At 76.5% G+C, this 14242-nt stretch carries 11 protein-coding genes; 6 read left to right on the top strand and 5 right to left on the bottom strand.

Annotated elements, in window-relative coordinates; translation table 11 throughout:
- Positions 1-101 precede the first annotated feature (101 nt).
- Positions 102-1214, top strand: a complete 1113-nt coding sequence (locus tag GA0070606_RS04710; protein WP_091095396.1) for a glycerate kinase — start codon at positions 102-104, stop codon at positions 1212-1214.
- Here the strand turns inward: GA0070606_RS04710 and GA0070606_RS04705 are convergent.
- Complete coding sequence (locus tag GA0070606_RS04705; RefSeq protein WP_091095394.1) at positions 1099-2229, bottom strand: LacI family DNA-binding transcriptional regulator; 1131 nt, start codon at positions 2227-2229, stop codon at positions 1099-1101. The two genes, GA0070606_RS04710 and GA0070606_RS04705, sit on opposite strands and share 116 nt — an antisense overlap.
- A gap of 309 nt (positions 2230-2538) precedes the next feature.
- Here GA0070606_RS04705 and GA0070606_RS04700 point away from each other — a divergent pair, with 309 nt between their 5' ends.
- From GA0070606_RS04700 to GA0070606_RS04675, 5 genes are all read left to right on the top strand, one after another.
- Positions 2539-3690 (top strand): Gfo/Idh/MocA family protein, encoded by a 1152-nt coding sequence (locus GA0070606_RS04700; protein WP_091095392.1) that lies wholly within the window; start codon positions 2539-2541, stop codon positions 3688-3690.
- Positions 3687-4856: a dihydrodipicolinate synthase family protein gene (locus GA0070606_RS04695; RefSeq protein ID WP_218105980.1), complete on the top strand. Its 1170-nt coding sequence runs from the start codon at positions 3687-3689 to the stop codon at positions 4854-4856. The genes GA0070606_RS04700 and GA0070606_RS04695 overlap by 4 nt, the downstream gene beginning before the upstream one ends.
- A gap of 65 nt (positions 4857-4921) precedes the next feature.
- Positions 4922-5719 (top strand): sugar phosphate isomerase/epimerase family protein, encoded by a 798-nt coding sequence (locus tag GA0070606_RS04690; RefSeq protein WP_091107297.1) that lies wholly within the window; start codon positions 4922-4924, stop codon positions 5717-5719.
- Positions 5720-5905: 186 nt separating this feature from the next.
- Entirely contained in the window at positions 5906-7291 is a 1386-nt protein-coding gene (locus tag GA0070606_RS04685) for an FAD-binding oxidoreductase (RefSeq protein WP_091095390.1), read from the top strand.
- Positions 7288-8541: a (Fe-S)-binding protein gene (locus GA0070606_RS04675; protein WP_218105979.1), complete on the top strand. Its 1254-nt coding sequence runs from the start codon at positions 7288-7290 to the stop codon at positions 8539-8541. Before GA0070606_RS04685 ends, GA0070606_RS04675 begins: the two co-directional genes overlap by 4 nt.
- Before the next feature lie 189 nt (positions 8542-8730).
- On the opposite strand, the gene GA0070606_RS04670 is transcribed toward GA0070606_RS04675, so the two are convergent.
- The 4 genes from GA0070606_RS04670 to GA0070606_RS04655 all read right to left on the bottom strand — a co-directional run bounded on the left by GA0070606_RS04670 (position 8731) and on the right by GA0070606_RS04655 (position 13954).
- Positions 8731-11013 (bottom strand): ABC transporter permease, encoded by a 2283-nt coding sequence (locus tag GA0070606_RS04670; RefSeq protein WP_218105978.1) that lies wholly within the window; start codon positions 11011-11013, stop codon positions 8731-8733.
- On the bottom strand, positions 11010-11690 hold the full coding sequence (locus GA0070606_RS04665) for an ABC transporter ATP-binding protein (RefSeq protein ID WP_091095388.1): 681 nt from the start codon (positions 11688-11690) through the stop codon (positions 11010-11012). Before GA0070606_RS04665 ends, GA0070606_RS04670 begins: the two co-directional genes overlap by 4 nt.
- Entirely contained in the window at positions 11687-12211 is a 525-nt protein-coding gene (locus GA0070606_RS04660) for a PadR family transcriptional regulator (RefSeq protein ID WP_091095386.1), read from the bottom strand. The genes GA0070606_RS04665 and GA0070606_RS04660 overlap by 4 nt, the downstream gene beginning before the upstream one ends.
- A 219-nt stretch (positions 12212-12430) precedes the next feature.
- Positions 12431-13954: a chitinase gene (locus GA0070606_RS04655; RefSeq protein ID WP_091107291.1), complete on the bottom strand. Its 1524-nt coding sequence runs from the start codon at positions 13952-13954 to the stop codon at positions 12431-12433.
- Positions 13955-14242 lie beyond the last annotated feature (288 nt).

Genomic DNA, 14242 nt, shown 5'->3' with positions numbered 1-14242 from the left:
CAAGCGCTTTCCCGTCTCGTGGCGCGGGGGCGGGACGGCCGCGTGGCGCGCGGACCGCCGGGCCGGTGGCCGGGCTCGGCGGGGGAGGGGGAGCGGTGCGGATGCGGGTGGTGGTCGCCCCCGACTCGTTCAAGGGCAGCGTCCCGGCGCGGGACGCGGCGGCCGCCGTCGCCGAGGGCTGGCGGCGGGAGCGGCCCGACGACGAGGTCCGGCTGCTGCCGCTGGCCGACGGGGGCGAGGGGAGCTGCGCCGTGCTCGCCGCGGCGCATCCCGGGGCCCGCTGGCGGCCGGCCCAGGTGACCGGGCCGGACGGCCGACCCGTGCGCGCGGGTTGGCTGCTGTTGCCCGACGGCACGGCCGTCGTCGAGCTCGCCGCCGCCAGCGGCCTGCCGCTGGCGGCCCGGCCCGACGCCCTGGGCGCGGGCACCCACGGCACCGGCGAGCTGACGGCCGCCGCGCTGGCCGACCCGGCCACCCGCCGGCTGCTGGTCGCCCTCGGCGGCTCCGCGAGCACCGACGGGGGCGCCGGCGCGCTGCGGGCGTTGGGCGTACGGCTGCGCGACGCCGAGGGCCGCGACCTGCCGCCCGGTGGCGGCGCCCTGTCCCGACTGGCCTCGGTCGACCTCGCCGGGCTGCCGCCGCCCCCGCCCGGCGGGGTGACCTGCCTGGTCGACGTGACCGCGCCGCTGCTCGGGCCGGCCGGGGCCGCCCGTCAGTTCGCTCCGCAGAAGGGCGCCTCCGCCGGGGACGTCCACCGGCTGGAGGCGGGGCTGCGCCGGCTGGCGGAGTTGCTGGGCGGCCGGCCCGACCAGCCCGGCGCCGGGGCTGCCGGCGGCACCGGCTACGGGCTCGCCGCCGCCTGGGGGGCCGACCTGGTCGCCGGCGCCGCGACGATCGCCGAGGTCGCCGGGCTGCCGGCCGCGCTCGCCGACGCCGACCTGGTGCTCACCGGCGAGGGCCGCTTCGACGACCAGTCCACCCGGGGCAAGCTCGTCGGGCACGTGCTGGACGTCGCGCGCGCCGCCGGCGTCCCGGTCCACCTGGTGGCCGGCGAGGTGGCCGCGCCCCCGCCGCCCCCGGTCGTGGCGGCGGAGGACCTCACGACGCTGGCGGGCGGGCGGTCGGCCGCGATGGCCGAGCCCCGTCGCTGGCTCGCGGCGGCCGGGAGCCGGTCGGCGCGGCGGTTGCGGCCGGTCGGGGGCGCACCGGGGTGACCTCGGGCGCCGAACCGGCGCTGTCGCGGCGCACCACCTCGGCGGGGAGCACCTCGACCCGGGGCGAGGGCGCGCCGGGGTCGAGGGCCAGCGACATGGCGCGGACGCCCATCTCGACCAGCGGCAGCCGCACGGTCGTCAACGCGGGGGTCACGTCCCGGGCGATGGGCATGTCGTCGAAGCCGACGACCGACACCTGCCCCGGCACGGCCACCGAGCGGGCGCGCAGGGTCGCCAGCGCGCCGATCGCCATCGAGTCGTTGAGCGCCACCACGGCGGTCAGCTCCGGATCGGCGTCGAGCAGGGCGGCGGTCGCGGCGGCGCCCCCGTCGCGGTCGAACTCGGCGTGGCGGAGGCGGTGCTCGGGCAGGCTGCGCCCGTACGCGGCGAGGGCCTCCCGCAGCCCGGCGAGGCGGTCGGTGGTGGTGGTGAGCACCGCCGGCCCGGCCACCACGCCGATCGCCCGGTGGCCCAGCTCGCACAGCTCCGTGCCGATCAACCGGCCGCCGGCGCGATTGTCCGGCATCACCGCGTCGCCGGAGTGCTCGTGCCGGCCGATGACCGCCACCCGGCCGCCGGTCGCCTCGTACGCGGCGAGCTTGTCGTTGAGCAGGCGGGTGAACTCGGCGTCGTGGTAGCCGGAGCCGGCCAGGATGATCGCGGCGACCTGCTGGCCGCGCAGCAGCTCGACGTACTCCAGCTCGCGCTCCGGGTCGCGGTAGCTGTTGCAGATCATCAGCAGCCGCCCCCGGTCGGTGGCGACCCGTTGCAGCCCCCGGGTGATCTCGGCGAAGTACGGGTCGGAGACGTCGTGCACGATGACGCCCACCGCCGTGCGGTGCGCGCGGGCCAGGAGCTGGGCGTGCGCGTTCGGCACGTACCGCAGCTCGGCGACGGCCCGCAGCACCCGCTCACGCAGCTCGTCGGTGACCGGCTTGCTGCTGCCGTTGATCACCCGTGAGGCGGTCGCGGGCGAGACCCCCGCCCGCCGGGCCACGTCGGACAGGGTCGCCACTGCCGCCCCCCTCGGTCGCACTCGACGGCCGCGCCCCCGCATCGCCGGCCGACCGACACACCGTACCGCAGAGAAAGGCCTTTCCCGCCGCGCTGCCCCGCGTCGTTCCGGCCGCTCGCGACGGGCGGCCGGAAGCGCGGCGAGGAAAGCCCTTGCCTGGCCGACGACGGTTCCCTACGCTGCCCGGGAAAGCGTTTGCCTGACGCCCCGACCCGCCGGTCCCCGCGACGACGGCGCGGGCGTGGAGGAGGGGCCGCCGTCCGCCGCCGTCGCAGGCCGGAGGCCGCCCCGCGGAGGGAAGGAGTCACCATGACCCGCAGGTCGATCGGCATCATCGTCAACGGCGTCACCGGCCGGATGGGCTACCGCCAACACCTGGTGCGTTCCCTGCTCGCCATCCGCGAGCAGGGCGGCGTGCCGCTGGCCGACGGCACGACCGTCTGGCCCGAACCCGTACTGGTCGGCCGCAGTGAGGCCAGGCTGCGCGAGGTCGCCGAGCGGCACGGGCTGACCGACTGGACCACCGACCTGACCGCCGCGCTGGCCCGCGACGACGTGGAGGTCTACTTCGACGCGCAGGTCACCCAGCAGCGGGAGAAGGCGATCCGCCGGGCCATCGAGGCCGGCAAGCACATCTACACCGAGAAGCCGCTGGCCGAGGACACCGTCGGCGCGCTCGACCTGGCCCGCGCGGCCCGCGCGGCGGGGGTCCGGACCGGGGTGGTGCAGGACAAGCTCTTCCTGCCCGGGCTGCGCAAGCTCAAGCGGCTCGTCGACGGCGGCTTCTTCGGCCGGATCCTGTCGGTACGCGGCGAGTTCGGCTACTGGGTGTTCGAGGGCGACTGGCAGCCCGCCCAGCGCCCGTCCTGGAACTACCGGGCCGAGGACGGCGGCGGCATCGTCGTGGACATGTTCCCGCACTGGCACTACGTGCTGGAGGAGCTCTTCGGCCGGGTGCGGACGGTCTCCTGCGTCACCGCCACCCACGTCCCGCAGCGGGTGGACGAGGCCGGGCGGGCCTACCCGGCGACCGCCGACGACGCCGCGTACGGCATCTTCGAGCTCGACGGCGGCGTGGTGGCCCAGCTCAACTCCTCCTGGTGCGTCCGGGTGCACCGCGACGAGCTCGTCGAGTTCCAGGTCGACGGCACCGAGGGCAGCGCGGTCGCCGGCCTGCGCGGCTGCCGCGTGCAGCACCGGGCGGTCACCCCGAAGCCGGTGTGGAACCCGGACCTGCCGGTCACCGAGGACTTCCGGGCGCAGTGGACCGAGGTGCCGGACAACGAGGAGTTCGACAACGGCTTCAAGGTGCAGTGGGAGGCGTTCCTGCGGCACGTCGTCGCCGACGAGCCGTTCCCGTGGGACTTCCTGGCCGGCGCGCGCGGCGTGCAGCTGGCCGAGCTGGGCCTGCGCTCGGCCCGCGAGGGCGCCCGGCTCGACGTCCCGGAGCTGGAGCTGTGAGCGCGCCCGCCACCGTCGGGACGGAGGTGTCGCTGCCGGGCGGGCGGCGGCACCGGCTGACCGGGGGCGCCGGCTTCCCGCGCCCCGCCGGTCCGCCGGCCAGCCGGATCGCGTACGCCGCCGCGCACGTGGTCGCCGACCCGACCGCCGAGAACGTCCCGGGCGCCCCGGCCGCCCTCGACTGGGACCGCACCCTGGCGTTCCGGCACCACCTGTGGTCGTACGGCTTCGGGGTGGCCGAGGCGATGGACACCGCCCAGCGCGGCATGGGCCTGGACTACCCGGCGACCCGGGAGCTGGTCCGGCGCAGCGCCGCCGAGGCCCGCGCGGCCGGCGGCCGGATCGTCGCCGGGGTCAACACCGACCAGCTCCCGCCGGGCCCGGCCACCCTCGCCGAGGTCACCCGCGCCTACCGCGAGCAGCTCGACGACGTGCAGGCCGCCGGCGCCCGCCCGGTGCTGATGTGCAGCCGTCACCTGGCCGCCGCCGCCAGCGGCCCCGAGGACTACCTGCGGGTGTACGCGGAGCTGCTGGCCGCCGCCGACCAGCCGGTGGTGCTGCACTGGCTCGGCCCGATGTTCGACCCGGCGCTGACCGGCTACTGGGGCTCGGCTGACCTGGACCGGGCCGCCGACACCGTCGTCGAGCTGGTCGAGGCCCACGCCGGCCGGGTGGACGGGATCAAGGTGTCGCTGCTCGACGCCGGCCGCGAGGTGGCGCTGCGCCGCCGGCTGCCGGCGGGGGTACGCCTCTACACCGGCGACGACTTCCACTATCCCGAGTTGATCCGGGGCGACGCCGCCGGCCACTCCGACGCGCTGCTCGGGGTGTTCGCCGCGATCGCCCCGGCCGCCGCCGCCGCGCTGGCCGCGCTGGACCGGGGCGACCTGGCGGCGTACGACGAGATGTTCGCGCCGACCGTGCCGCTGGCCCGGCACCTCTTCGCGGCGCCCACCTGGCACTACAAGACCGGGATCGTCTTCCTGGCCTGGCTCGCCGGCCACCAGGAGCACTTCACGATGGTCGGCGGGGCGCAGTCCGGCCGCTCGCCCGCGCACCTGGCGACCCTGCTCACCCTCGCCGACGCGGCCGGGCTGCTGCCCGACGCCGACCTGGCCGCCGCCCGCGCCCGTGCCTTCTTCACCGTCGCGGGGGTGACCCGGTGACCGCGGTCGGCCCGGCGGGTGCGGCTGATCCGGCGGGGGCGGTCGGTCCACGGCGAGCGGACGCCCTGCGGCGGTTCTCGTTCAACCAGGCCACCGCGCAGCACTGGCCGCTGCCCGAGGTGGTCGCCGGCTGCGTCGAGGCGGGGGTGCCCGGGATCGGGCTGTGGCGCGAGCCGGTGGCCGCGCACGGGCTGGCCCGCGCCGCCGGGCTGGTCCGCGACGCCGGCCTCGCGGTCACCTCGCTGTGCCGGGGCGGGTTCTTCACCGCCGACGACTGGCGGGACGACAACCTGCGCGCCGTCGAGGAGGCCGCCGCCCTCGGCGCGCCGGTGCTGGTGCTGGTCTCCGGCGGGCTGCCGCCGGGCAGCCGCGACGTCGACGACGCCCGCCGCCGGGTCGCCGACGCGATCGCCGAGCTGGCCCCGCACGCCGCGGCGGCCGGGGTGACCCTGGCGATCGAGCCGCTGCACCCGATGTTCTGCGCCGACCGCTGCGTGGTGTCCACCCTCGGCCAGGCGCTCGACATCGCCGAACGGTTCGACCCGGGCGTCGTCGGCGTGGTGGTCGACGCGTACCACGTGTGGTGGGACGACACCGTGTACGCGCAGATCGCCCGTGCCGGGGCGCGGATCGCCGCCTTCCAGGTCTGCGACTGGGTCACCCCGCTGCCCGAGGGGGTGCTGCTCGGTCGGGCGCTGCCCGGCGACGGCTGCATCGAGCTGCGCCGCCTGCGGGAGGCCGTCGACGCGGCCGGCTACACCGGGCCGGTCGAGGTGGAGGTCTTCTCCGCCGAGGTGTGGGCGCGCCCCGGCCGTGAGGTGCTGGACGCCTCGCTCGCCGGCTACCTGCGCCACGTCGCCTGACGGCGGTCGGGGTCCCCACCGGCTCGCCGGGCCCGGTCGGCGCGGGGCCGTCGGAACCGCCGGCCACGGCGGCGTCTTCACCTGGCCGGCCCGGCTCTCTATGATCCGGTTGAAAACTGTCGCCGGGCATCGGTCGGCAGCCGGAAGAAATCTACGGGCGCGACCGGCGCGCCGGGAAGGGCTGGCATGGCGCTGTCCGCGACCGTCCTCGCCGAGCTGCGCGGCATCGTCGGCCCGTCGCACGTGCACGACGCGGCCGGCGACCTGGTGGCGTACGCCCGGGACGCCACACCGCTCTTCTCCCACCGGCCCGACGCGGTGGTGTTCCCGGCCGACACGGCCGAGGTCGCCGCCGTGCTGGCCCTGGCCACCCGGCACCGGGTCCCGGTGGTGCCGCGCGGCGCCGGCTCCAACCTGTGCGCGGCGACGGTGCCGCTGCGCGGCGGGATCGTCCTGGTGCTGACCCGGCTCGACGCCGTCCTGGAGGTCAGCGCCGACGAACTGCTCGCCCGGGTGCAGCCCGGCGTGACCAGCGCCGCGCTGGCCGACGCCGCCGCGGCGCGGGGCCTGCTCTGGGCGCCCGACCCGGGCAGCCGCACCGTCGCCACCGTCGGCGGCACCATCGCCACCTGCGCCGGCGGACTGCGCGGCCTGAAGTACGGCGTGACCCGCAACTACGTGCTCGGTCTGGAGGCGGTGCTGCCCACCGGCGAGGTGATCCGCACCGGCGGCCGGCTGTGGAAGGACGTCGCCGGCTACGACCTGACCCGGCTGCTCACCGGCTCCGAGGGCACCCTCGCGGTGATCACCGAGGCGACCGTGGCACTGCTGCCCGCCCCGGCGGCGACCAACACCGGGGTGGCGTACTTCCCGACGCTCGCCGAGGCGGGGCAGGCCGTCGCCCGCGTGATCCGGGCCGGCGTGGTCCCGGCGACCCTGGAGTTCCTCGACCGGGCCTGCATCACGGCGGTCGAGGACTTCGCCCACCTGGGGCTGCGCGCCGACGCCGGGGCGCTGCTGCTCTTCGGCGACGACGGCCCGCCGGACCTGGTCGCCACCCACCTGGACCGCATCGGCGCGGCCTGCGTCGAGGCCGGCGCGGTGGAGGTCACCACCGCCCGCGAGGTCGCCCAGGCCGAGGCGCTGCTGGCCGCGCGCCGCTGCGCGTTGCCGGCCCTGTCCCGCCGGGGCGGGGTGACCATCCTGGAGGACGCGACCGTGCCCCGGCCGAGGATCGCCGAGATGGTCGACCGGATCGACGCGATCGCCGACCGGCACGGCGTCGCCATCGCCACCTTCGGCCACGCCGGGGACGGCAACCTGCACCCCACCTGCGTCCTCGACTCCGCCGACGACCACGACGCCGTACGCCGCGCCGAGGCGGCCTTCGCCGACGTCTTCGCCGCCGCCCTCGACCTCGGCGGCACCATCACCGGCGAGCACGGGGTCGGCGCGGCCAAGCTGCCGTTCCTGGCCGCCCGGCTCGGCGACGACCAGCTCGCCCTGCTGCGGCGGATCAAGACCGCCTTCGACCCGGCGGGCATCCTCAACCCCGGAAAGCTGGGTTCATGACGGGCGACGTGTTCGAGCCGGAGCAGTTGTCCCGCTGCATCTCCTGCGGCTTCTGCCTGCCGGCCTGCCCCACGTACGCGATGACCGGCGACGAGGCGTCCTCGCCGCGCGGCCGGATCACGCTGATGCGGGCGTTGCAGGACGGCACCCTGCCTCCGGACGACGACACGCTGGCCGAGCAGTCCTCGTTCTGCCTGGGCTGCCGCGCCTGCGAGCCGGTCTGTCCGGCCGGCGTCGAGTACGGCAGCCTGCTGGAGCAGTGGCGGGTGCACCAGTGGCGCGGCCGGCGACGGCCGCTGCTCGCGCGTGCGCTGATGCTGTTCGCCGAGCAGCGCCGGCTGCTGCGCCTGCTCGGCCTGCTCCGCCGCGCCGCCCACGGCCCGGCCGCCACCCCGCCGGCCGCGTCGTCACCCGCATCGGCCGCGTGGCCCGCGTCGTCACCGGCGTCAGCTCCATCGTCACCCGCACCGCCGGTTCCCCCGGCCACCCCGCCCGTCGCGCGGACCGCCGGCGGTCCCGCTCCCACTGTGGCGGCACCGGCGGCGACCGGTGGTCCGGTCGGCGCCAACGTGTCCGGGCCGGAGGCGCAGTTGATGCTCGGCTGCTTCGAGCGGGTTCTCTTCCCGGCGGTCAGCCGGGCCGCGCGGGCCCTCGACCCGGCGCTGGCGGCACCGACCGCGCAGGGCTGCTGCGGCGCGCTGCACGCGCACAACGGCGACCTGGCCGGTGGCGAGCGGATGGCCCGGCGCCTCGGCGCGGAGCTGCCGGGCACGATCGTCACCACCTCCGGCGGCTGCGCGGCGCACCTCGCCTCGGTGCTGGGCCGGGACCGGGTGCGGGAACTGTCCACCTGGCTCGCCGCCCGGCCCGCCGGCGTCGAGCTGCGGGTGGCCGGTCGACGCGCCCGGGTGGCCCTCCAGGACTCCTGCCACCTGCGCAACGGCCTCGGTGTCTTCGCCGAGCCGCGGGCGCTGCTGCGCCAGGTCGCCGACTACGTCGAGCTGCCCTCGGCGGCCGCCTGCTGCGGGGCCGCCGGCACGTACTCGCTGCTGCGGCCCAGGGAGTCGCGGCGGATCCTGGACGCGAAGCTCGACGAGATCGAGGCCGCCGGGGTGGACCTGGTGGTGGCCGTCAACCCGGGGTGCCTACGGCAGTTGCGCACCGGGCTGCGCCGGCGTCGGTCGGCCGTCCGAGCCGTGCACCTGGCCGAGCTGCTCGCCCGCGTCGAGCCGCCGCCCCCGCCGACCTGAACCGGCCCCGCACGACCGCCGGCCCGTCAGGGCGCCGTGGCCCGGCCGGTGCGGACGCGTTCCGGCCGGGCCACGGCTGACCTGACCCGGTTGCCGGCCGGAGCGGGCCACGGTCCACCCGGTGCGGATGCCGCCCGGCCGGGTCACGGCATGCCTCGTGCGAATGCCGTGACCCGGGCACGCCAGGGATCACTCGGTGCGGATGCCGTCCGGCCGGGTCAGTCGCCACAGCGTCGGCAGGCTGAGCCCGGTGACCAGCAGCATCACCGCCGCGCCGAGGGCGGTGGAGATGCCGAGCGCCGGCCAGGCGACCGTGACCGGGACCTGCACCATGCGCAGCAGCACCGCGCCCAGCCCCAGCCCGAAGGCGACCGCCAGGACGAGCCCGATCACCACCGGCACGGCGGTCTGCCACAGCACCGACCAGCTCAGCGTGCCGCGCCGGGTGCCCACCGCGACCAGCATCGCCAGCAGCCGACGGCGTTCCCGGAGCTGCTCCAGCACGCCGATCAGCATGCTGGCCCCGATCAGCAGCAGGGTGACCACCGCGCCGATGTAGAGGCCGCGCGTGATGTTGACGAACCTGTCGGCCTGCCTGGTCTCGGTCAGGGTGAGGACCGAGGAGAACGGGTCGGCCGCGGCGGCGACGTTGCGGACGTGCTCCACGGCGTCCGGCCGGTCCGGCGCGAGCCGCAGGTACGCGTCACCGCGCAGCGGGCCCAGCCGGGCGGCGTCGGCCGCGCCGGGCGTGGCGAGCACGGTGGTCTGCCGGTGGCCGGCGGGGTCGGCGCGGATCGGCGCCTCCCGTGCGTCCCGGGGGACCGTCCAGACCGACCCGGCGACGTCCGGCACCGTGACGGTCGCGCCCGGACCGATGCCCGTCTGCGGGGCCGTGTCGTCCCGCACCAGGAAGACGTCGCCGTCGGCGCACCGGTCGATCAGCGCGAAGTCGGCCAGCTCGGCGCAGTCACCGATCCGCAGGTCGGCGTGGCTGTCGCTGCCGGTGACCCCGACCACGGTCACCAGGGTGGTGTTGCTGCGGGTGACGCCGGGCGCGGCGGCCAGCCGGTCCAGCGCGGCGGCGGCGCCCGCGCCGGCCGGGAACTGCACCTGCACCTGCCCCCGGGAGGTGTCCTGCCCGGTGTCGAAGGTGAACCGGTCGGCGACGCCGGCGAAGAGCATCTGCAGCCCGATGGTGCCCGCCACCGCGACCGCGATGCCGTTGACCAGGCGCGCCGAGGCGGCGCTGTCGAGCTGGATGCGGCGCACCGCGAGCTGCCACGACACCGGGCCACCGCGCAGCCGGCGTACCAGCAGGTCGGTCAGCCACGGCAGCAGGGTGACCACGCCGACCAGCAGCAGCACCGCGCCGGCCGCGGTCTGCCGCTCGGCGCCCAGCGGCGCGACGTCGGCGGCGCCGGCCAGCAGCAGGCCGAGCCCGGCGGCCGGCAACAGCAGCCGCCACGCCAACCGCCGGCGCACCGGCGTCGCCCGCCGGGTCACCCCGAGCGGCTCGATCAGCACGGCACGCATCGACACCAGCGTCACCACGACGGCGAGCGCCAGCACCGCCACCACCACGGCGGCGACCAGCGGCAGCGGCGGGCGAACGTCGCCCGCGTACACGCTGAGGTCCATCAGGGTGACCAGCGGCACCACCTGCCGGCCGAGCGCGAAGAACACGCCGCCGGCCGCGACGCCGAGCAACGCGCCGGCGGCGGCCTCCCCGGCGGCGATCCGGCGGACCATCGCGGCGTCGGCGCCGACCAGCCGCAGCGCGGCCAGCCGCCGGTCGCGCCGCTCGCCGCCGAAGCGCACCGCCGCGCCGAGGAACACCGCGATGGGCAACAGCAGGACCACGAAGATGACGACCACCAGCACCATCAGCACGGGCCCGAACGGCTCACCGGGCAGCCCGCCGCCGAACGCGTCGAGCCGGGTCGCGCCGTCCGCCACGCTCAACCGGTCGCTGCCCAGGTAGAAGGCCAGCTCGCGGGGGCCCGCCAGGCCCTCGTCGCCGATGATCCCGGTGACGCGGGCTCCGCCCAACCGGGGCGTGAGCAGCGCGCCGTCGGCGGAGTCGAGCAGGTCCCGCAGCGCGGGGGAGACGACCACCTCGCCCGCGCGGGGCAGCGCCGCCACGCCCGGCGGTGCGGGCGCCGCCGGGCCCTCGGGTCGCAGCACCCGGCCGCGCACCGGCTGCCCCCGGAACTCCGTGTCGGCGTAGCGGACCAGCAGGGTGTTCGCGGCGGCGGGGATCGGCTCGCCCATCCGCAGGTCGTCGCGGGCGTCGCCGCGCGCCTCGCGGGCGTCCAGCGCGCCGGGCACGGCGGCGGCGAGCAGGAGCATCGCCACCCCGACGCCGACGCCGACCGCGGTGAGCACGGCCCGCAGCCACCCGTCCCGGCCGCCGGTGAAGGCCATCCGCGCGCCCATCGCGAGGTCCGCCGCGCCGTGGCGCAGGCGCGTCACGCGGCGACCTCCAGGTCGCGGGTGCGGCCGTCGCGCACCACCACCTCCCGATCGGAGTACGCGGCCACGCGCGCCTCGTGCGTCACCAGCACCACGGCCGCGCCGGTCTCCCGGGCGGCGCCCGTGAGCAGCCGCATCACCCGCTCGCCGTTGAGCGAGTCGAGCGCGCCGGTCGGCTCGTCGGCGAAGACCACCCGGGGGCGGGTGACCAGCGCCCGGGCGACCGCCACCCGCTGCCCCTGCCCGCCTGAGACCTCGCCGGGCCGCTTGCCGGCCACCTCGGCGACCTCCAGGCGGTCCAGCCACTCGGCGGCCCGCCGCTCGGCCTCGCGCCGGCCGACCCGGTCCAGCCGCAGCGGCAGCGCCACGTTCTCCAGGCAGGTCAGTTCGGGCACGAGCTGGCCGAACTGGAAGACGAAACCGAACTCCTCGCGGCGCAGCGCGCTGCGCTCGGCGTCGGTGGAAGCGGCCAGGTCACGGCCGGCGTAGAGCACGCGGCCGGAGTCGGGCCGGACGATGCCGGCGAGACAGTGCAGCAGGGTGGACTTGCCGGAGCCCGAGGAGCCCATGACGGCCAGCACCTCGCCGGGGTGCACGCGCAGGCTGGCGCCGGCGAGCGCCCGGGTCGGGCCGAAGCTGCGGTGCAGGTCCTCGGCGACCAGCAGCGGCGCGTTCACGACCGCACCGTCGCGGCGAGCTCGTCGAGGCGGGCGGCGGTCAGCTCCAGCCAGCGCAGGTCGGCCTCGAGGTGGAACAGGGCGTGGTCGCAGATGAGCTGCTCGGCGAGGTCGCCGTCGCGCTTGCGGCGGGTCAGCTCGCGCATCATCCGCAGGTGCTCGCCGCGCTGCACGTCGAGCAGGTCGGCGGCGGAGCGGCCGGTGAGCAGGGCCAGCACCACCTTGGTGTAGAGGACGCTCTGCAGGTACGGCTCGGGCTTCTCCGCGCGGGCCAGCCACTGCTCCACGTCGGTGACGCCGGCGTCGGTGATCGCGTACCGCTTGCGCTCCGGGCCCTCGCCGGGCTCGACCGCCTCCACCTCGACCAGGCCGCTGCGCAGCAGTCGGGAGAGGGTGGCGTAGACCTGCCCGTACGCGAGCGGCCGGGCGTGGCCGAAGCGCTCGTCGTAGAGGCGTTTGATGTCGTAGCCGTGGCGTGGGGTGGCCTCCAGGAGGCCGAGGAAGGTCTGTCCGATCGACATGGCCGCGACTATACACATCGCGTATACCTGGCGTGTATAGCGGCTGAGGGTCGGGCGGCAGCCGTCCCGTGGCAAGCTGTGATCAGCCGCTGGACCAGGCCGGACGGACGCAGTTCACCCTCGGGGGCGGGTTGCGGCGGGGCCGGCGCGCGCTTCCGGCCGGCGGGCGACCGCGTGGCGCCGGCGTCGTCCGGGTGCGTCCGGACGACGCCGGCAGGGTCAGGGCAGCGACCGCAGGAACGGGCCGTGGTGCAGGCGGAACTCCCAGGCGTAGAACCGGTCCCAGTTGATCGACCAGGTCATCAGCCCTCGGAACGCCGGGTTGGTGCCGCTGCGCGGCGCGTACGACCCGCAGCCCTGCCCGTGCACGAGGCAGGTCACCGCGGCCTGCACCCCGGCAGGGGCGAGGTACCCGTTGCCCGCGCTGGGCGAGGAGGGCGCGCCGAAGGCGACCTGGTCCTCGCGCAGCGGCGGAAAGAACCGGTCGGGGTTGCCGGCGACCGGGAAGCCGGCCAGCAGCATGTCCGTCATCGCGATGTGGAAGTCCGCGCTGCCCATGGTGTGGTACTGGTTGTCGAGGCCCATGATCGGCCCGGAGTTGTAGTCCTGCACGTGCAGCACGGTGATGTCGTCGCGCAGCGCGTGGATCACCGGCAGGTACGACCCGGCGCGCGGGTCCTGCCCGCCCCACGGCCCCGAGCCGTAGAACTGGTAGCCGAGCTGGACGAAGAACGTCTCCGGCGCCATGGTGAGCACGAAGCCGGCCCCGTACCGCTGCTTGAGGGTGCGGATCGCGGAGATCAGGTTGACGACCACCGGCGTGGTCGGGTTGCGGAAGTCGGTGTCGCCGGCGTCCAGGTAGAGCGAGTGCCCCTCGAAGTCGATGTCCAGCCCGTTCAGACCGTACCGGTCGATGACGGCCGACACCGACCGGACGAAGGTGTCCCGCGCGGCGGTCGTGGTGAGCTGGACCTGGCCGTTCTGCCCGCCGATGGAGAGCAGCACCTTCTTGCCCTGCGCCTGCCTGGCGCGGATCGCCGCGACGAACTCGGCCTCGGTCTCGACGCCGGGGCACTCGGCGGGCGGGCAGAGTTGGAACCGGATGTCGCCCGAGGTCGCCGTGGTGGGCTCGCCGAAGGCGAGGTTGACGATGTCCCAGTCGGCCGGCACGTCGGCCATCCGCAGGTAGCCCGAGCCGTTGGCGAAGCTGGCGTGCAGGTAGCCGATCAGCGTGTGCCGGGGCAGCCCGCCGGTCGGGGGAGTGGTGGGCGGCGGAGTGGTCGGTGGTGCGGTGGTCGGCGGCGCGGTGGTCGGTGGTGCGGTGGTCGGTGGTGCGGTGGTCGGCGGCGCGGTGGGTGTGCCGCCGAGGCAGGGTGCGCCGTTGAGCGTGCAGTCGGTGGGGGAGCCGGAGCCGGTGGCCAGGAAGCCGAAGGACACCGATGCGCCGGGGGTGACGGTGCCGTTCCACGAGCGGTTGGTGAACGTGTGCCGCTGGCCGACGCTGGTCACCGTGGCGTCCCAGTACGAGCCGAGCGTGGTGCCCGTCGGCAGGGTGAAGGCGACCTGCCAGCCGGTGATGGTCGACGAGCCGCCGTTGGTGACGGTGTAGCGCCCCTCCCACCCGGTGCCCCAGTCGGCGGTCTTGACAAAGGTGGCGGTCGGGCCGGCGGCGCGTGCCGGCGCGGCGAGGACGAGGGTCGTGGCGGTGGCGGTGGCTAGGGCCGCGACGGCGGCCAGCAGCAGTCTTCGGGCGGGGCGGCGCATCCGGACCTCCCGGTACGAGGGGCCGTCGGATCGACGGATGCACAATTATTAGGATTGTTAACTGTAGTTGTCCAGGCGTGCGGGCCGAATCGGTCCCCGTCGCCCTTCCCGCCCCGCCTCCGCCCTCAATTCCGCCTCCCGCCTCACCTCCGCCCTGGCCTCGCCCCCGCCTCGGCCCGCCCCCGCCTCGGCCCGCCTCGCCTGGGCCCGCCCCCGCCTCGCCTGGGCCCGCCTCGGCCCCTGGACCCTGGCTCCTGGCAGGGTCTG

Origin of the sequence: Micromonospora citrea (assembly GCF_900090315.1) — a bacterium.
Lineage (GTDB): Bacteria > Actinomycetota > Actinomycetes > Mycobacteriales > Micromonosporaceae > Micromonospora > Micromonospora citrea.
The sequence above is the reverse complement of the archived record's forward strand: the minus strand, read 5'-3'. Positions and strand labels throughout refer to the sequence as shown.